Source organism: Methylobacterium sp. Leaf465, assembly GCF_001424705.1.
GTDB lineage: Bacteria > Pseudomonadota > Alphaproteobacteria > Rhizobiales > Beijerinckiaceae > Methylobacterium.
This window is the reverse complement of record NZ_LMRA01000008.1, coordinates 64,477-82,273: the sequence shown is the minus strand read 5'-3', so window position 1 is coordinate 82,273 and position 17,797 is coordinate 64,477. Positions and strand designations below refer to the sequence as shown.

The 17,797-nt window shown below is 65.9% G+C and carries 16 protein-coding genes and 1 tRNA gene; 9 read left to right on the top strand and 8 right to left on the bottom strand.

Annotated elements, in window-relative coordinates:
* Positions 1-2,146: 2,146 nt before the first annotated feature.
* Positions 2,147-2,221: transfer RNA gene (locus ASG51_RS07735), tRNA-Gln, on the bottom strand.
* 100 nt (positions 2,222-2,321) lie between these two features.
* Here ASG51_RS07735 and ASG51_RS07730 point away from each other — a divergent pair.
* From ASG51_RS07730 to ASG51_RS07720, 3 genes are all read left to right on the top strand, one after another.
* On the top strand, positions 2,322-3,074 hold the full coding sequence (locus ASG51_RS07730) for an SDR family oxidoreductase (RefSeq protein ID WP_056380036.1): 753 nt from the start codon (positions 2,322-2,324) through the stop codon (positions 3,072-3,074).
* 102 nt (positions 3,075-3,176) lie between these two features.
* Positions 3,177-4,796 carry a peptide chain release factor 3 gene (locus ASG51_RS07725; protein ID WP_056274029.1) on the top strand — a complete coding sequence of 540 codons (1,620 nt, stop codon included), beginning with the start codon at positions 3,177-3,179 and terminating at the stop codon, positions 4,794-4,796.
* A gap of 240 nt (positions 4,797-5,036) precedes the next feature.
* A complete protein-coding gene (locus ASG51_RS07720) occupies positions 5,037-5,828 on the top strand; it encodes a DUF2189 domain-containing protein (RefSeq protein ID WP_056380034.1) in 792 nt (263 codons plus the stop codon).
* 15 nt (positions 5,829-5,843) lie between these two features.
* Here ASG51_RS07720 and ASG51_RS07715 read toward each other — a convergent pair whose 3' ends face one another.
* Positions 5,844-6,296 (bottom strand): response regulator, encoded by a 453-nt coding sequence (locus ASG51_RS07715; RefSeq protein ID WP_056215936.1) that lies wholly within the window; start codon positions 6,294-6,296, stop codon positions 5,844-5,846.
* A gap of 55 nt (positions 6,297-6,351) precedes the next feature.
* The gene (locus ASG51_RS07710; protein ID WP_056274034.1) at positions 6,352-6,819 is read right to left on the bottom strand and encodes a BLUF domain-containing protein; all 468 of its coding nucleotides are present in this window, start codon (positions 6,817-6,819) and stop codon (positions 6,352-6,354) included.
* Between the two features lie 252 nt (positions 6,820-7,071).
* Here ASG51_RS07710 and ASG51_RS07705 point away from each other — a divergent pair, with 252 nt between their 5' ends.
* From ASG51_RS07705 to ASG51_RS07690, 4 genes are all read left to right on the top strand, one after another.
* Positions 7,072-8,466, top strand: a complete 1,395-nt coding sequence (locus ASG51_RS07705) for a flagellar hook-basal body complex protein (protein WP_056215930.1) — start codon at positions 7,072-7,074, stop codon at positions 8,464-8,466.
* A gap of 46 nt (positions 8,467-8,512) precedes the next feature.
* Positions 8,513-10,390, top strand: a complete 1,878-nt coding sequence (gene flgK / locus ASG51_RS07700; protein WP_056380032.1) for a flagellar hook-associated protein FlgK — start codon at positions 8,513-8,515, stop codon at positions 10,388-10,390.
* A 56-nt stretch (positions 10,391-10,446) separates the two neighbouring features.
* Positions 10,447-12,261: a hypothetical protein gene (locus tag ASG51_RS07695; protein WP_056380030.1), complete on the top strand. Its 1,815-nt coding sequence runs from the start codon at positions 10,447-10,449 to the stop codon at positions 12,259-12,261.
* A 69-nt stretch (positions 12,262-12,330) separates the two neighbouring features.
* Positions 12,331-12,654 (top strand): hypothetical protein, encoded by a 324-nt coding sequence (locus ASG51_RS07690; protein WP_156389615.1) that lies wholly within the window; start codon positions 12,331-12,333, stop codon positions 12,652-12,654.
* A gap of 40 nt (positions 12,655-12,694) precedes the next feature.
* On the opposite strand, the gene ASG51_RS07685 is transcribed toward ASG51_RS07690, so the two are convergent.
* Genes ASG51_RS07685 through ASG51_RS07675 form a run of 3 tightly spaced genes read right to left on the bottom strand, consistent with a single transcriptional unit; the run spans position 12,695 to position 14,663 of the window.
* Positions 12,695-13,183: a hypothetical protein gene (locus tag ASG51_RS07685; protein WP_056380043.1), complete on the bottom strand. Its 489-nt coding sequence runs from the start codon at positions 13,181-13,183 to the stop codon at positions 12,695-12,697.
* Positions 13,167-13,544: a rod-binding protein gene (locus ASG51_RS07680; RefSeq protein ID WP_056215917.1), complete on the bottom strand. Its 378-nt coding sequence runs from the start codon at positions 13,542-13,544 to the stop codon at positions 13,167-13,169. Before ASG51_RS07680 ends, ASG51_RS07685 begins: the two co-directional genes overlap by 17 nt.
* 45 nt (positions 13,545-13,589) lie before the next feature.
* Positions 13,590-14,663, bottom strand: a complete 1,074-nt coding sequence (locus ASG51_RS07675) for a flagellar basal body P-ring protein FlgI (protein WP_244472818.1) — start codon at positions 14,661-14,663, stop codon at positions 13,590-13,592.
* Positions 14,664-14,970: 307 nt separating this feature from the next.
* On the opposite strand from ASG51_RS07675, the gene ASG51_RS07670 reads away from it, so the two are divergent.
* The gene (locus ASG51_RS07670) at positions 14,971-15,396 is read left to right on the top strand and encodes a flagellar assembly protein FliX (protein ID WP_056380027.1); all 426 of its coding nucleotides are present in this window, start codon (positions 14,971-14,973) and stop codon (positions 15,394-15,396) included.
* A 22-nt stretch (positions 15,397-15,418) separates the two neighbouring features.
* Here the strand turns inward: ASG51_RS07670 and ASG51_RS07665 are convergent, their stop codons facing one another.
* Positions 15,419-15,961, bottom strand: a complete 543-nt coding sequence (locus tag ASG51_RS07665) for a ferritin-like domain-containing protein (RefSeq protein WP_056274049.1) — start codon at positions 15,959-15,961, stop codon at positions 15,419-15,421.
* 585 nt (positions 15,962-16,546) lie between these two features.
* On the opposite strand from ASG51_RS07665, the gene dksA reads away from it, so the two are divergent.
* Positions 16,547-16,966, top strand: coding sequence for an RNA polymerase-binding protein DksA (gene dksA / locus ASG51_RS07660; protein ID WP_055951344.1), 420 nt, complete (start codon positions 16,547-16,549; stop codon positions 16,964-16,966).
* 69 nt (positions 16,967-17,035) lie between these two features.
* On the opposite strand, the gene flgH is transcribed toward dksA, so the two are convergent.
* Positions 17,036-17,782: a flagellar basal body L-ring protein FlgH gene (gene flgH / locus ASG51_RS07655; protein WP_056215907.1), complete on the bottom strand. Its 747-nt coding sequence runs from the start codon at positions 17,780-17,782 to the stop codon at positions 17,036-17,038.
* Positions 17,783-17,797 lie beyond the last annotated feature (15 nt).

Genomic DNA, 17,797 nt, shown 5'->3' with positions numbered 1-17,797 from the left:
CTTCGTGTAGGTGCCTGAGGCGTCGGTGATGGTCTCGATGGAGCTGGTGAAGAGCTGATCGCGCTGAGCGGCGGTCAGGGTCGCACCCTTGAGGATGATGGCATCCTGCCCAGTCCCGCCCATGATCTGAAGGGCGGACTGGTAGCTGTCGACGGTGAAGCTGGTGCCCGTCGTGTTCAGGCTCGTRATGGTCCCGGTGCTGGCGCTGGGATACAGGCCCNATGATCTGAAGGGCGGACTGGTAGCTGTCGACGGTGAAGCTGGTGCCCGTCGTGTTCAGGCTCGTAATGGTCCCGGTGCTGGCGCTGGGATACAGGCCCAAGGAGACGATCTTGCTGGTCAGGTCGAGAGCCGTAGCCGTCGTGGCCAGCGTTCCGTTGTAGCCCAAGCTGATGCTGGTGACGTCGGCCAGGGTGGCGGCATCCACCTTCACGATGGTCTTGCCAGTGCCCAGGGTGCTGCCCGACACGCTCAGGCTCTCAACATGGCTGAGGCTGATGCCGGTCAGGTCGTAGGTCGTGTCGACGCTCGAGGACGACCCCGTTGTGGGGTTGTAGTTGTAAGGCGCSGACAGGCTCAAGGTGTCGTAGCCCGCACCGCCATCGATGACGCTGCCCGCCTGCAGCTTGGTCGGGCCATTGACGTTGATCTGGTCGCTCTCGTTNGACAGGCTCAAGGTGTCGTAGCCCGCACCGCCATCGATGACGCTGCCCGCCTGCAGCTTGGTCGGGCCATTGACGTTGATCTGGTCGCTCTCGTTCCCGCCTTGCAGCGTGACCCGGCCGGTGCCGAGCGTGACCGAGATCCCGCCCGTGGTCGGAAAGGAAGTCGATCCCCCTGGCGTGGTGGTGCCGTCGCTGAGCACGACCTTGAGATCCACACCGTCGCGCAGCGTCAGGTAGGCATAGCTGGAGGTGGCGTTGGTGAGGCGCACCTCCTCGAAGCCRGWGAACTGGGCCAGATTTGCAAGGTCGAAGCTGCCCGGACCYGTCAGCGCGAGCACGTCGTAGCCGGCGCCCCCATCCAGCTGGTCACCACCCGTGTAGGTCGAGGTCGTGCCGTTGTAGACGTAGGTGCCGGCGTTCAGCGTCGCGGCAGTGGCCTGAACGATCTGGTCGCCATCCAGCTGGTCACCACCCGTGTAGGTCGAGGTCGTGCCGTTGTAGACGTAGGTGCCGGCGTTCAGCGTCGCGGCAGTGGCCTGAACGATCTGGTCGTTGTCCAGCGGCAACACCGTATCCTGACCCGTCGTCAGAACAGTCATGCTGGACATACGTGCTCTCCGGAAGCGTTCGGTCGATCTCAAGACGGTGCGCCGCGGTCACCGCCAAGGCTTTTTGAGAGTACCCGGACAGGTTGTCGAGCGCCAAAATGCGGTGCGTGCCGAAGATTTCATTTACCAAGCCATAGATGTCTAAAAGCCACGAATCGCACCCGCCTCCTCCTCGATGGGCAGGAAAGCAATACAAATTTAGATATGTCGGACGGCCTGCGCGATCCTCCTTGAGCAGCGTCTTGGTGCGTCCGCACGATAAGCGCTTTGCAAACGCCATCTAAGTATTTTGAAAGATTATACTGACTTAAATAGTGTTTTGAAAATATACATAAGATTTTATCTATTACCTTACATGAACTACCAGACATATTACAAGTATTATTAATAGAAATGGGTTTAGATCGCTGAGTCAGAAGTTCGCATAAGGCACTTCGCAAGCTTCTCATTCCGGCCAGGGTCGGTGGCTGGGTCCATAAGACGTTTTCGCAGAACGAACCCATTTCGAAGAGGGGTAGCTGCCGTCAGCGGCTTAGGCATGAATTTTCTATCAGCTTGACTGCGAGCATCGATATTAAAGTCGATAGTCATCGGTGCGGAACCCCGCGAAAAAGCTCACAGCCCAGAACTCGATACAGGGAGCCTAGTGTAGTCGTCTAAACTTGATGGCGGCAGGTGATACTCGCAAAGTTCTCTCTCTGCGCTCCAACCATGTCGAGCGTCAAGTCTGCTTAATCGAGCGATGTCTTTCGTGAGGAACGATCTTCAGCGCAAGGCACTAAGTCTGATAGCGGCTGTGCAGCACGATTCGTGGCACCATCTCTCAATCTCGAGAGAGTGCTCTCGGAATAATATTGAGTCCGACGAAATGGTTGGCTGGGGCGCCAGGATTCGAACCTGGGAATGGCGGTACCAAAAACCGCTGCCTTACCACTTGGCGACGCCCCATCGCGCTCGGCGGAGGTGTGTCTAGACGCAGTATCGGGTGCTGGCAACAGGGGGAGGGGACGCTTATGGCTCTCGCGGGTTCAGCGGGAGGCGTTGGGACATGAGCGGGCGGATCGCGGTGGTGACGGGGGCAGGGTCGGGGATCGGACGGAGCGTGGCCTTGGCGCTGGCCGCGGCGGGCTATGATCTCGCCCTGGCCGGGCGGCGCGTGGCGCCCCTGGAGGCGGTGGCCGGAACGGCGCGGGCGGCCGGCGTCGCTGCGGAGGTGGTGGAAACGGACGTGGCGGACGCGGATTCGGTGGCGCGACTGTTCGCCCGGGTGGGCGAGCGGTTCGGGCGGCTCGACCTCCTGTTCAACAATGCCGGGGTGTTCACGCCCGCGGCGGCGATCGACACGGTCGCCCTCGACGACTGGCGACGCTCGGTCGACGTGAACCTCACCGGTGCGTTCCTGTGCACGCAGGCAGCCTTCCGGATGATGAAGGCGCAGGATCCTCGGGGCGGGCGCATCATCAACAACGGCTCCATCGCCGCGCAGGCGCCGCGGCCGCATTCGGCGCCCTACGCGGCCACCAAGCATGCGATCACCGGCCTGACCAAGGCGACGGCCCTGGACGGACGCCCCTACGACATCGCCTGCGGGCAGATCGACGTCGGCAATGCCGAGACGGAGATGACGGCAGGGATCGCGAAGGGCGCCCGGCAGGCGGATGGCAGCATTCGCCCCGAGCCCGTGATGGATGTGCGGCATGTCGCCGACGCCGTGGTCTACATGGCGGGCCTGCCGCTCTCGGCCAACGTCCCGTTCCTCACCGTGATGGCCACCGCCATGCCCTATCTCGGACGCGGCTGAGTTTTGCGCATCGCGCGCGAAACGCCTACAGAACACCCCTTCGTCGCTTATCCGTCGCGAATGCAGTGCCGCCCAGGGCGGACCCGGAAATTTTTGCCCGCCATGCTGATGCCGTCTGAGATCAAGCCGCCGGAGGCGAAGGCCGACCCCGTCGCCCGCCGCCGCACCTTCGCGATCATCTCGCACCCGGATGCCGGCAAGACCACGCTCACCGAGAAGCTGCTGCTGTTCGGTGGCGCGATCCAGCTCGCCGGCGAGGTCAAGGCCAAGCGCAACCGGGTCTCGACCCGCTCGGACTGGATGGGCATCGAGAAGGAGCGCGGCATCTCCGTCGTCACCTCGGTGATGACCTTCGAATACGGCGACTGCGTCTTCAACCTCCTCGACACCCCCGGCCACGAGGACTTCTCCGAGGACACCTACCGCACCCTGACGGCGGTCGATTCGGCCGTGATGGTGATCGATGCCGCCAAGGGCATCGAGGCGCGCACCCGCAAGCTGTTCGAAGTCTGCCGCCTGCGCGACATCCCCATCGTCACCTTCATCAACAAACTCGACCGCGAGGCGCGCGACCCCTTCGAGCTCCTCGACGAGATCGAGAAGGTGCTCGCCCTCGACGTGGCGCCGGTGACCTGGCCGATCGGTCGCGGGCGAAGCTTCGCCGGCACCTACGACCTCGGCAACGGCCGGGTGCGCCGCCTCGACGCGGCGGACGATGCCGGGACTGTGGCGGTGACGGGCGTCGACGATCCGCTCTTCGACCAGCTGCTGACCGAGGACGGTGAGGCCGCGACCTGGCGGGAGGAGGCGGAGCTCGCCGAAACCGGGCTGAAGCGCTTCGACCTCGCGGCGTTCCGCGAGGGCCACCTGACGCCGGTGTTCTTCGGCTCGGCCCTGCGCAATTTCGGGGTGCGCGACCTGATCGACGGGCTTGCCCGCTTCGCACCGCCACCGCGCGGCCAGGATGCCGACAAGCGCCTCGTAGAGCCGACCGAACCGAAGATGACGGGCTTCGTGTTCAAGATCCAGGCGAACATGGATCCGAACCACCGCGATCGCATCGCCTTCATGCGGGTCTGCTCGGGACGCCTGAACCGGGGCATGAAGGCCAAGCTGGTGCGCACCGGCAAGCCGATGTCGCTCTCGGCCCCCCAATTCTTCTTCGCCCAGGACCGGGCCATCGCCGACGAAGCCTTCGCCGGCGACGTCGTCGGCATCCCGAACCACGGCACCCTGCGCATCGGGGACACCCTGACGGAGGGCGAGGAGATCGTCTTCCGCGGCGTGCCGAGCTTCGCACCCGAGATCCTGCGCCGGATCAAGCTCACCGACGCCATGAAGGCCAAGAAGCTGAAGGAGGCCCTGCAGCAGATGGGCGAGGAAGGCGTCGTGCAGGTCTTCCGCCCGCATGACGGCTCCCAGGCTATCGTCGGCGTCGTGGGCGCCCTGCAGCTCGACGTGCTGAAGGAGCGTCTCCAGGCGGAGTACGGCCTGCCGATCGACTACGAGCCGACCCGGTTCTCGATCTGCCGCTGGATCACCGCCGAGAAGGAGCCCGAACTCGACAAGTTCATCGGCAGCCACGGCTCCGCCATGGCGAGCGACCTCGATGGGGCCCCGGTCTTCATGGCCACGACGGCCTTCTCCCTGCGCTACGAGGAGGAGCGCGCCCCGGAGGTCCGCTTCAGCGACATCAAGGACTATCAGAAGCGCGCGGCCTGACACAGGCCGCCCAGCGCCAAGCTTTCGCGCCGCGGCAGACAGTATCCGAAAATCTTCGCTCGCATATCCGCGCGGCGGAAGACAAGACCGCCGAAAGGGATTAGCGTCGAGGGTAGTCGCTCTCGGCGCAAGCACGCACGGGCATGCGCGGCGGGATTGGGTCCGGAAGGGCTTTTGTCTTGCCGAGACGGGCTCGGGCGCCGACGTCGTGGGCATCCTCCCTGCGTGAGGGCTTGAGCCATGACGACCCTTCCGGTTCACGATTTCGGCCACAGCATGGCCCGTCCGGTGGTGAACGCCATCGACAGGCACGACCTCTCGATGGCGCTGCGGCGCGGCGTCGACGATTTTTTGGCGATGCCGACCCACGCCCTCTTCATCGGGCTGATCTATCCCCTCGTCGGCATCGTGCTGGCCACCGCCGCCTTCGGCACCGAGGTCCTGCCCCTGGTCTTTCCCCTGGCGGCGGGTTTCGCCCTGATCGGCCCCTTCGCGGCGATCGGCCTCTACGAACTGAGCCGCCGCCGCGAGAAGGGCCTGTCCACCGATTGGGCCTACGCCTTCGGCAACCTGACACGTCCGGCTGCGGGCGCCCTCGCCGGGCTCGGACTGCTGCTGGCGGTGGTCTTCGCCTGCTGGCTGGTGGCGGCGCAGGGGATCTACTGGGCGCTCTACGGAACGAGCGTACCGAATTCGATCTTTGCCTTCGCTCAGGACGTGCTCACCACCCCGCGGGGCTGGGCCCTGATCGTCATCGGCAATCTCGTGGGTTTCGCCTTCTCCCTCGTGGTCCTCGCGCTCAGCGTGGTCTCGGTGCCGATGCTCGTGGACCGGGACGTGGACATGCTAACCGCGATCGAAACTTCGCTCGCCGCCTTCCGGCGCAATCCGCGGACCCTGACGGCCTGGGGCTTCATCGTGGCCGGCTTGCTTATCCTCGGGTCGCTGCCGCTCTTCGTCGGCCTCGCGGTGGTGATGCCGATTCTCGGTCATGCGACCTGGCACCTCTACAGGCGGGTCATCCCCGCCTGAGACCGACGGTCGGCCTCAGAACTTTCCCAACATCGGGAAGTCGATGCTTAGGGCCGATTCGGTGGCCAGCGGCGCCTCGCGCCGGCGCGGCTTGCGATTGATGACCTGCTTCAGCTTGGCCTTCAGCACCGACATGTCGAAGGGCTTGAGAATGAAGGCGTCGGCCCCGGCCTGGTGAGCGAGATTGATGTCCTCGAAGTCGAACGAGGCTTCCGTCAGCAGGAACGGCGTGTTCATCAGGGCGTCGTCCGCCCGGATCTCCCGCAGGAACGAGAGGCCGTCCATCGGCTCCATGTCGAGATCGGAGATCACGAGCGCGTAGCGGCGCTCCCGCATGCGCTCGAGGGCCGTGACCGCATCGGTCACGCCCTCGACATCGGGAAAGCCAAGCCGATTCATCAGAAGGATGACCAGCTTGAGCAACTTCTCCTGGTCATCGACGATGAGGATCGCGGGCGTATCGCTCATGGAATTTCACGGGTTTGAGGACGGGGCGACGACGGCGCGCCACGCAACCGCAGCATCAGACGAAGAGGTGGTCGATACCCTGCTTCGTCATCGACTCCGCCTGAAGGGTCGCCGCGAGGGCATGGATCGCGATGCCCTTCGGCGTTCCGCGCTGGAACATCGGGAGCAGGTTGGCCTTCTGGAAGATCGCGTCGTTGACCGGACTCCGGATCCCCGTGGTGAAGGAGTTCACGAACTCACGTTTCAGGATCTCGCGCCATTCCACGATCTGCACGTCACGATGCCGCGAATCGTTGCTGATCCGGGCAAAAGTCTCGCTCACCGAAGCCCGCTCGCCCTCGATGACCTGCGCAGCGAAGTTCTGCTCGATGAGCAGGAAGCTGGTGATCACCGAGAACTCGTTCTTCTTCTGCGCCTGCCGCGTGATCTCGCCGATCTGCCGGGTGCGCGTCGCCGCGTCCGCCGCGAGGTTGAGTCGCGAGAAGTAGATCAGATGGACGAGGGTCGACCGTTTGGCTCTCATGATTTCGATCCACCACCTTGTTCCGGCGACCTTAGACGCGACGACGATAACGGCACGTAAACGACCTCGCCTGCGACCGTTGACCCGGCAAAAGCTGCCGATGGGACGAAGCACAGTACGATTCCTGCCGGGTACCGGTCACGAATATCGTCGAATAATCAACGACTTGACCATGGCATGCCGATTGCTCGATGAGGCTGAAGCCGTGCGGGAACGCGCCGGCACTGCCACCGTGACGCAAGGTTTTCGGCCATGGATGTCTTCACCGCGATGCAGACGGCCGTTTCCGGCCTCAAGGCGCAGGCATTCTCGCTCGACAACATCTCGGGCAACATCGCGAATTCCCAGACGACCGGATTCAAGCGGGTCGATACGAGCTTCGTCGACCTAGTCGCCGAGCAGCAGACGCCGAGCCGGCAGGTCGCCGGATCGGTCGCGGCGAATTCTCGCCAGACCACGACGGTGCAGGGCAACCTGAACGCCACCGACATCGGCACGAACATGGCGTTGAACGGGGAGGGCTTCTTCGCCGTGGCCACCAAGTCCGGCGACGCCAACGGCCAGTCAAACTTCGCGACCGGCGATTCCTATACGCGACGCGGCGACTTCGCTCTGGACAAGGACGGGTACCTCGTCAACGGCGGGGGCGCCTATCTCAAGGGCAGCAGCCTAGACCCGCTGACCGGACAAGCGACCGGAGAAGGACCGATTAAGGTCTCGAATTCGATCATACCGGCGCACGCCACCACAACGATCACCTACTCGGCCAACCTGCCCAAGACGCCAGCGACATCCGCCGCGGACGCCAACAAGCCGAACTCGGAACTCATCGGCGATTCCGCGTGGAGAGCGAGTTCGACGGGCGCGCAGGTCAAAATCTCCGATCCGGCAGACATACAGAAATTCGTTGCAACCAGCATCGCTGGGCCGGCACTCACCGCCTACACGCCGAGCGGTGGACCAGTCGGCATCCAGATGCGGTGGGCGAAAGTTCAGAACGGCGCAGCGGCCAACGGGGCGACCCCGGCGACCAACGATGTCTGGAATCTGTACTATGCCGACAAGAGCACCGTGTCGGATTCCGGAACGTCCTGGGTCAATGCCGGTACGGATTTCCAGTTCAACAGCAGCGGTCAGCTGATTTCGCCAGCCTCCAACGCGGTGACCATTCCTGCTCTCACGGTCGGCGACGTTAATCTGGGCAACATTCAGCTCAATTACGGCAGCGGCGGCCTGACGGCCTACACCTCGGCCGGCGGCACCGTGACGACAAATACCCAGACTCAGGACGGCTACACCTCGGGGACACTCACCGGCCTCAGCATCACCACCGACGGCAAGGTCTCCGGTACCTACAGCAACGGCAACACCATCGCGCTGGCGAACATCAAGGTGGTGCAGTTCACCAACTCGGACGGCCTGAAGGCGAATTCGAACGGCACCTATCAGCAGACCCTCGAGTCCGGCACGGCCCTCGTCGGACTGAACGGAACCACCGTCGTCGGCAGCAACGTGGAGCAGTCGAATACCGACATTGCGGGCGAATTTTCTAAGATGATCGTAACCCAACAGGCATATTCCGCCAATACGAAGGTTATCTCGACCGCCCAGGACATGATGTCCGCGTTGATCAACATCATCCGCTGAGGACGCCTGACACCGGACGCGATCCGACACCGAGGGGAGGGGCTTTGTGAGCTTCAACGCCATCAACACCGCCTCCGCCGGGCTGAAGGCGACCCAGGCCGCGATCGGGGTCGTCTCGCAGAACATCGCCAATGTCGGCACGGTCGGGTACACGAAGCGCACCCTCGACACCGTCTCGACGGGCGTTGGCAATTCCGGCGTCTCGGTCGGCACGATCGGCCGGGCCCTCGATGCGGCCTCCCTCCGGCAACTGCGCATGGAGACCTCGGGTGCCGCCTATACCGGCTCCCTCTCCGCGGTTCGGACGCAGCTCGATCAGCTCTACGGGACCCCCGGCGCGTCCACGGCCCTGGACGGCGTGATGAACGACTTCGCCCAGTCGCTGCAAGCCCTCGCCAGCGATCCGACCTCCGCACCGGCCCGTGCCACGGTCGTCACAAAGGCCGCGAACCTCGCCTCCACCATCGGCACGATCGCGCAGGGCGTCCAGGACCTGCGCTCGGCGACCGAGAGCCAGCTCGGCAGCGACACGGCGAAGGCGAGTGCGTACCTCGCCTCCATCGCCAAGCTGAACACGCAGATCACGGGCACCACCGACGAGGGGGCCCGCGCCAGCCTGCTCGACCAGCGCGACCAGGCCGTGACCGGCCTGTCCGCCTTCCTGGACATCCAGACCGTCGACCAGCGCGACGGCACCCTGACGGTCATCACCACGTCGGGCATGACCCTCGTCGATCGTGGCGCCGCGGCGATCCTGAGCTTCGACGGACGCGGCACGCTCTCGCCCGACTCGGGATACACGGACAACGCGGCGACCCGGGGGGTCGGAACGATCACCGCGACGACGCCCGGCGGCTCCAAGATCGACCTGATCGCCACCCAGGCGATTCGCTCCGGCTCGCTCGCCGCCGGGATCGAGCTGCGCGACTCGGTCCTGCCGCAGGCGCAGCGCCAGCTCGACGAACTGGCGGCTGGGCTCTCGCGCTCCCTGTCGGATCGCAGCGCCATGGGCACGCCGGTCACGACCGGTACTTCCAGCGGGTTCGACATCGACCTCGACGGCCTGAAGGCTGGCAACGCGGTGACCGTAAGTGTGCGCGATGCCGCCGGCACACAGCGCAACCTCGTCCTGATGCCCTACACCTCGGACCCGGCGCCGAAGATCGATCCCCAGGACATCAACGATCCGACGGCATCGATCATTCCGATCAAGCTGACGGGGACCAATGCCGGGCTGCGCGATGCGATTCAGACCGCCCTCGGGGCGAGCTTCAGCGTGACCAGCCAGCCGAGCGCCGGCACCGGCGGCCTGCGCATCCTCACCGATCCATCGAGTGGGGCGCCGACGCTCCTCGGCGTCAGCGCCAGCGTCACGCAACTGAAAGACCCGAACGATTTCCAGAGCGGCGCCGCACAGATTCCGCTCTTCGTCGACGGAAACAAGAAGGGCACGCTCTACACCGGCTCCTTCGACGGCGGTTCGCAGCTGACGGGTTTCGCGCAGCGGATCAGCGTGAACCAGGCGGTGGTCAGCAACACCGCCAACCTCGTGACCCTCTCGTCCAAGACCCTGGCGTCGGATGCGTCGCGGCCCCAGTACCTGTACCAGGCCCTCACCGGTGCGAGCCGAACCTTCGCGGCGGCCAGCGGAATCGGCGGCGTCGCGGCGCCCTACACCGCGAGCGTCCAGGATTTCGCCCAGCGGATCATCGACGCCCAAGGGGCGGGAGCGGCCTCCGCGCAGGACCTCGACGAAGGGCAGGGCATCGCGCTGGCGACCGCCCAGTCCCGCGTCGCCTCCGTCTCCGGCGTGAGCATCGACGAGGAGATGTCGAAGCTCGTGCAGCTCCAGACCGCTTACAGCGCCAATGCGCGGGTGCTCACCGCCGCCCGCGACCTCCTCGACACCCTCCTGCGGATCTGAGGCCGAGCCCCCATGTGCCGAGCCCGACCGAGACCCCGCCCACTTCCGAGGCACCGATGAGCATCGCTCCGTTCAATGCCAGCACCTATCTGGGCGACCGCAACACGGCCAACCTCGTCGGCCTGAAGAGTCGCCTCGATACGCTGACGAACCAGCTCTCCAGCGGCAAGGTCGGCACGACCTATGGCAGCCTCGGCACGGGGCGGACGACCAGCCTGAGCGCGCACGCGGCCCTCAGCGCCCTCGACGGCTACGACGCGGTGATCACGAACGCGACGACCCGCGTTACCCTCGCCAACGCGAGCGTGACGCAGATCAACACCCTCGGCGACGGGATGCGGCGCTCGCTGACCGCCAGCAACAGCTCGACGATCGCCAACACACCGCAGGTCGCGCGCAACAGCCTGGACGCGGCGGTCGATGCCCTGAACGTCGATCTCGCGGGCCAATACATCTTCGGCGGCCGCGCCACCGACTCGCCCCCGGTCGCCGCCACCGACACGATGCTGAACGGCGACGTCGCCAAGGGCCTCGCCGGCCTGAAGACCCTGATATCGGAGCAGAAGACCGCGGACCTCGGTCTGCCGACCGGATCTGGCCGGGTCAGTAGTTCCGTGACCGGGACGTCGGCCAACACCGTGACGATCAGCGAGGACGGGACCGGGGCCGCCGGAACCGAGACGCGGGCCAATTTCGGTTTTCGGCTCCTCTCGGCGACGAGCTCCAACGCGACGGCGATCTCCGCGAGCGAAACCACCGATGCAACAGCTCCGCCTGTGACGTTCACCCTGGCGAAGCCGCCGGCCGACGGCGATCGCCTTCGGATCGCGATCAATCAGCCGGACGGGACGCAGAGCTTCGTCGATCTCACCGCGAAGGCGTCCTCGTCGGCGGGCGCGACAGACACCATGCCGGTCTTCGCCACGGCGGCCGAGGCGCAGACCTACCTCAACACTCGCTTCGCAACCTCGCCGGTCGCGAGCATCCAGGGCCCCACCGATCTCGGTGTGCAAGCCAATTTCGGAACCGGCACACCGGCGTCGCTGACGCTTGGCGTCAATGGAACACCCGTCGCGGGCGACACCGTGACGGTCAGCGTTGCCATGCGCGACGGCACGACCCAGACCCTGACCCTGACGGCCAGCCCCAACGCCGATCCGACCTCCACCACCGAGTTCTCCCTGGCAGGCGGCGTACAGGCTGTCGCGAACAGTCTCTCGCAGGCCGTCACCAATGCCCTGAAGGGTGCGGCTTCCACCAGCCTCGCGGCGAGCTCGGCGTCCCGAGCGGCACAGGATTTCTTCGCCGGATCGCAATCCGCCGGCCTCGCACCGCGGCGCATCAGCACCGACGGCAACGGCTACGCCGAGGCGGCCAGCACCAAGACCGTGATCTGGTACACGGGCGACGACACCTCGTCCGATCCGCGCGCCACGGCCACGGCGCAGATCGGGGCGAACCGGATCCTGAACATCGGCGTGCAGGCGAACGAAGCTCCGATCCGGAAGGTGCTCGCCGGTCTCGCCATGATCGCTGCCGATGCGGGAACGACGGCCGTCAGCGGGACGCCGGAGGCCCAACGCTTCAGCGCGCTCGCCGACCACGCCGGCACCCTGCTCGTCTCGAACAACACCACGGGGGGCGTTCCGGGCATCGCCAGCGATCTCGGCCTCGCCGCCAGCACCCTCTCGGACACGAAGACGGAAAACCGGACCAACCGCAACGCCCTTCAGGGCTCGCTCGACGGCGTCGAGAACATCTCGGCGGAGGACGTGACGGCGCAGCTCCTGCAGTTGCAGACGCAGCTCCAGGCGAGCTACCAGGTCACCTCGATGCTCTCGAAGCTGAACTTAGTGAACTATCTCAGCTGAGATCGGCGAGTTGGTCCGGCGGCCGGAATGGCTTAACCCAGGGGCCGGAGCGAATGCGGGAGCCCGGTCATGACCCCCAGGATGCCTACCGTGCTGGCCATGGCGATGCTGATCGTGCCCGGCCTCTCGGTGGGAGCCGGCGCGGCGGAGCGTCTCCGACCACAGGTTCAGGGGGAGAAACTTCTGCCCTGCCCGAAACAGGGTGCGGGCTTCGTCCGCGTGCCGGGCTCACCCATCTGCATCCGCCTCAGCGGCCGCGCCGTCGGTGGCATCGACGTCGACAGCCACGGCGCCGCGCCGGTCACGGCGGGGCAGCTTTCGATCGACACGCGCAGCGAATCCGAGTTCGGGCCGGTGCGTGCCTTCGTCCGCATGGGTCACGGGCGTCCCTGACGCGCCTCGCGGACAGGCGTCCCGCCGCGCGTCCTGTTATTCAGAGGCTGCGCGACAGCACCAGCGGCTGGCTTCTGGCGACCCCGCTGCGGCCATAGGGGGAGGGGCCCTGGGACGGGCGGCCATAGACGGTGGGCGTGCGGGTGCGCCCGATCTCGTCCGCCAGGGTCTTCACGAGGCCTTCCGACACGGTTCGGGCCGTCGCCAGCACGGCCTGGTTGGTCTCCAGGGCATGGGCGAAGCGGGCATGGGCCGCCTTGAGGGTGGCGATCCCCTCCGGCGCGAAGCGCGCGAGGGCGATGGCGTTGGCCTTCGTCGCCTCGAGGCCCTGGAAATAGGCGGCCGCCAGGGCCGACTTGCGCTCGTTCTCGGCGAGGCCCTCCCGCAGGCGGCCGACGCGGATGTGGTCGCTCTCGCGGGCGAGCACGCCCTCGAGCGCTTCAAGGCTCGCGATCACCCCGGCGACCAGGGCCGTCGCCCCGGCCCGGTCCGACACGCGGGGCGCCGGAACGTCAGCTGACCTTTGCACCGGCACCCTCCTGCATTTTCATCATCTCGCGGAACACCTGGTCGGCGATACCGACGCCGCCGCTCTTCACGATCTGGCCGGCGTATTCCTTGGTGAGCATCGACCGGTAGACGCCACCCCCAGTGCCGTTGTCGCCGAGCGGACCGTCGGTGCCCTCGGATTGCGACAGGCGGTCGAGGGACTGCTCCAGGAACATCGATTCGAAGTCGGTCGAGGCCTTCTTGGCCTTGGCCTCGGCGGCCGACTTCGCGGTGCTACCGGCGCTCCCGCCGACCGCGCTCTGAACGGTCTTGGCGATGTCGCCGACGATGGCCTTGCCGACCCCGAGGGCGGCACTGGCGGCGAGGGGCGCGAACAGCATGGGTTCAGGTCTCCGGCTGGAGTTGGGAGAGGGCGGCGAGAGGCATCACATCACCTCGATATCGGCCTGGAGGGCGCCCGCGGCCTTGATCGCCTGCAGGATCGAGATGAGGTCGCGAGGGCCGACGCCCAGGGCGTTGAGGCCGTCGACGAGTTCGCGCAGGGTCACACCCTCCTTGACCAGGGCGAGCTTGTTGCCGTCGCCCGTGTCGACCTTGACGCCGGTGCGCGGCACCACCGTGGTGGTGCCGTTGGAGAGGGGAGCCGGCTGGCTCACCTGCGGCTGCTCGGTGATGGTGACGGTGAGGTTGCCCTGCGCGATCGCCACGGTGGAGACCCGCACGTCGCGGCCCATCACGATGATGCCCGAACGCTCGTCGACGACGACCCGGGCGGTCTGGTCGGGTTCGACCTTCAGCTGCTCGATCTCGGTCACGAGCCGGATCATGTTGCCGGTGTAGCGGGCAGGGATCTGCAGGGTCACCGTGGCTGGATCGGTGGGTTCGGCGGTATCGGCGCCCATGAAGTCGTTGATCGCGGCGGCGATGCGCTTCGAGGTGGTGAAGTCGGGATTGCGCAGGGACAGGCGCAGCGAGCGCATGTCGTTCATCTTGAACGCCATCTCGCGCTCGATCATCGCGCCGTTCGGCACCCGCCCGTTCGTGGGAACGCCGCGGGTGATCTTGGCGGCGTCGCCTTCGGCCGAGAAGCCCGCGATGGCCACCGAGCCCTGCGCCAGGGCGTAGACCTCGCCGTCGGCGCCCAGCAACGGCGTGACTAGAAGCGTGCCGCCCTGGAGGGACTTGGCGTCGCCGAGGGAGGAAACAGTGATGTCGATGCGGTTGCCCTGGGTGGCGAAGGGCGGCAGGCTCGCGGTCACCATCACGGCCGCGAGGTTCTGCGTGCGCATGGTGGCTCCGCGGGTGTTCACGCCGAGGCGCTCCAGCATCGCCTGGAGGGACTGCTTCGTGAACGGGATGTTGTTCAGGGTGTCGCCGGTGCCGTTGAGCCCGACCACGATGCCGTAGCCCACGAGCTGATTCTGGCGCACGCCCTCCACGCTGGCGAGATCCTTGACCCGCGACAGGGCGAGGGCGGGGACCGCCTGGCCGACCAGCATCGCCCACCCTGCCAGAAGGCAAAGGGCGAAGCGCCGGATTCGGGTGGGGCCGTTCGGAGTGTCGGTCATGGCGCACTTTGCGACGGGAAGGTCCTGTCCAGTCTGCCAGGACCATGCCAACCGAACGCTTGTGCCAAAGCGTTGTTTTTGAACGATATTCTCTGGCGATACCGGCGCCGGCTGGGCAAAGGTCCCGGACGCTTCATGCCGACCCGGCACGTTCTGCCGGGTCATTTACGACCGGTTAACCACGCTTGCCGGATTCTGCCGACGCCGGGCGGACCATCGCCCCGATCGGTCTCACCTCATGCGCGTCGACACCCGCTTCGTCACTGCCAGCACCGGCCCGAGCGCGGCACCGCGCCGGAGCGAAGGCGCGCCCGCCTTCGCCGTCGCCAGCCCGGCAACGAACGCGGGCGGGCCGGGCGCCACCGCCGCGGCATCGCTCGCTGGTCTCGATGCCATCCTCACGCTTCAGAGCAACACCGATACGCCGGAGGAGCGCCGGCGCCGGTCGGCCCAGCGCGGCAACGACCTGCTCGATGGGCTCGACCGGCTGAAAGCCTCCCTGATCATGGGCCGCGTCTCGACGCGCGATCTACAGGCCATCGGGGCCCGCCTGTCGGAGCGCAGCGGCACCAGCGGCGACCCCCGTCTCGACGGATTGATCGCCGAGATCGAGTTGCGGGCCGCGGTCGAACTCGCCAAGCTGTCCGCCGCCCGCGCCGCCTGAGGCGCGGGGGCCGGAGCCGACCTCAGGCCTTCGTCTTCTTGGCGCGCGGCGTGTCGTCCGATCCGGCGGCAACTTCGCTGCCCTCGGTGTTGATCCGCTCGGCGATCTGGCTCAGCAGGGCGTCGGTCTTCTTCTCCTCCTCGAGGGTCTGTTCCAGGAGCTTGGCGGCATCCTCGTAGCCAAGCTGGCGTGCCCAGGTCTTCAGGGTGCCGTAGCGGGCGATCTCGTAATGCTCGACGGCCTGGGCACAGGCAGCCAGCACCGCATCGGCGGCTGGGCTATCGCCGAAATCCTCGAGATCCTCCTCCATCTCGGAGGTAATGCCCTGCATCGCCTCGCAGGTCTTGGCGCGGGCCGGCTTGCCAATGATCTCGAAGACCTGCTGGAGCCGCTCCACCTGCTCGGCACTCTCCTCCGCGTGAGTCTCGAACGCGCTGCGAAGCTCCGCGTGCTCGGCCGCCTTGGCCGACTTCTTCAGGGCTCGGACGGATTGCTTCTCGGCGTAGTAGACGTCCTTGAGGGTCTCGTAGAACGCGTCGTGCAGGGTTTTGGCCTTGGCTGCCATGGGGCGATCTCCGAAGTCGTGACGGTGGAAAAGGATGCGATCACCAGCGGAGTCAGGGCCGAGAAACCGGAAGGGTCCCGCAAGCGTCGCCATGGGAGAACCACACCCACCGAGGCCAGTTCCCCTGGGATTCTACTTCAATTTCTCTGTTTACCTGCAGTGTCTTAGGATAGAATTGCTTGGTAGCACCGGAAATTATCGTTTCCTTGAGGACACCTTTCTGGCCTTGAGAACGAGAGGAGCCAGCAATAGCTTTGCGCATGCGCCCCTGCGACCCCGACGGGACGGCGTCGCCCGCGTTCTCCGCCGGACCGCCCCGGCCTGTCGGCGGGTGCAGGTCAGCTCCTGATCCCTCGCCACGGAGACCTGCATTTTAACGCAGGACAGATTCTAGGTGACAAAGCGCAGCCGCTGTTGCAACGCACAGCCTCCGGTGGCGTGTTTGCAGCCGTTGCGTGTTTGCCGCAGCGCGCAAAACATCCGAGAGGATTGCGGTATGCGGTAACCACGATGCGTTGTCGTGGCCTGCACCCTGCATTATAGCCACGCAAAACGATCGCCGCGGACCGGCTGCAAGAGGCGCGAATGGCGAAGGTCACGATTGAGGACGGGTACGTACCGAGTGAGAGCGAGCCGTTCATGAATGATCGGCAGCGGGAGTATTTCCGTCGCAAACTGCTCGGCTGGAAGTCCGATATTCTACGTGAGGCCCAAGATACGCTGGTCGCATTACAGACCGAGAACGAAAATCATCCCGATTTGGCGGATCGTGCCTCGTCCGAGACGGACCGGGCCATCGAGTTGCGAGCGCGGGACCGGCAACGCAAGCTCACCGGCAAGATCGACGCCGCCCTAGCGCGGCTGGAGGACGGTTCCTACGGCTATTGCGAGGAGACCGGCGAGCCGATCTCGCTGAAGCGCCTGGATGCCCGCCCCATCGCGACGCTGTCGCTCGAGGCGCAGGAGCGTCACGAGCGACGCGAGCGCGTCTACCGGGACGACTGAGCGGGCTGGTCGCGGGCGGACCGCGATCCAAGCCGTTCTCGGAGAGGGACGAACAGGCTCCGGCGGGGCTCAGAACGGCAGGAGCACGTCGACCAGCTGCTGACCGTAGCGCGGCTGCTGCACATCGGTGATCTGGCCGCGTCCGCCATAGGCGATCCGGGCCTGGGCGATCTTGCTCGAATCGATGGTGTTGTCGGACTCGATGTCCTCGGGCCGGACCACGCCCGCGACGATGAGTTCGCGGACCTCGAAGTTGATGCGGATCTCCTGCTTGCCCTCCACCACGAGGTTTCCATTGGGCAGGACCTGCGTGACGATGGCCGCGACGCTGGTGGTGACGGTCTCGTTGCGCTGAACCGAACCGGCACCGTCGCTCGATGTGGTCGAAGTGGCGTTGATGAGCTTGTCGGGGCTGATCCCGGCCGCCGTCACCCCCTTGCTGCTCTCCAGGCCGAAGGCGTTGGGCAGGCCGAAACCCTCGGCGTTCGAGCGCGAGCGCTTGGTCTCGTTGTTCAGGTTCGCCTTATCGGTGACATTGACCTTCACGGTGACGAGGTCGCCGATTCGGGCGGCCCGCTGGTCCTTGAAGAAGGCGCGCGAGCCTGTCCGCCACAGGGAGTTCGGAGCGTACGAGACCGGCTGGACCTCCGGCATCGGCAGGCGCACCGGTTTGTAGCCGGCCTGGGCGGTCGGGTCCTCGATGGCCGAGAGGGCTGGCGTCGCACCGATCTGGGACAGTCGGTCCGCAGTGTTGCAGGCGCCGAGGGTCGTGCAGAGGAGCGCGACGGCGAGGGCTGGAGAGACGCGGTGGGTCATTGGGACCGAACCTTT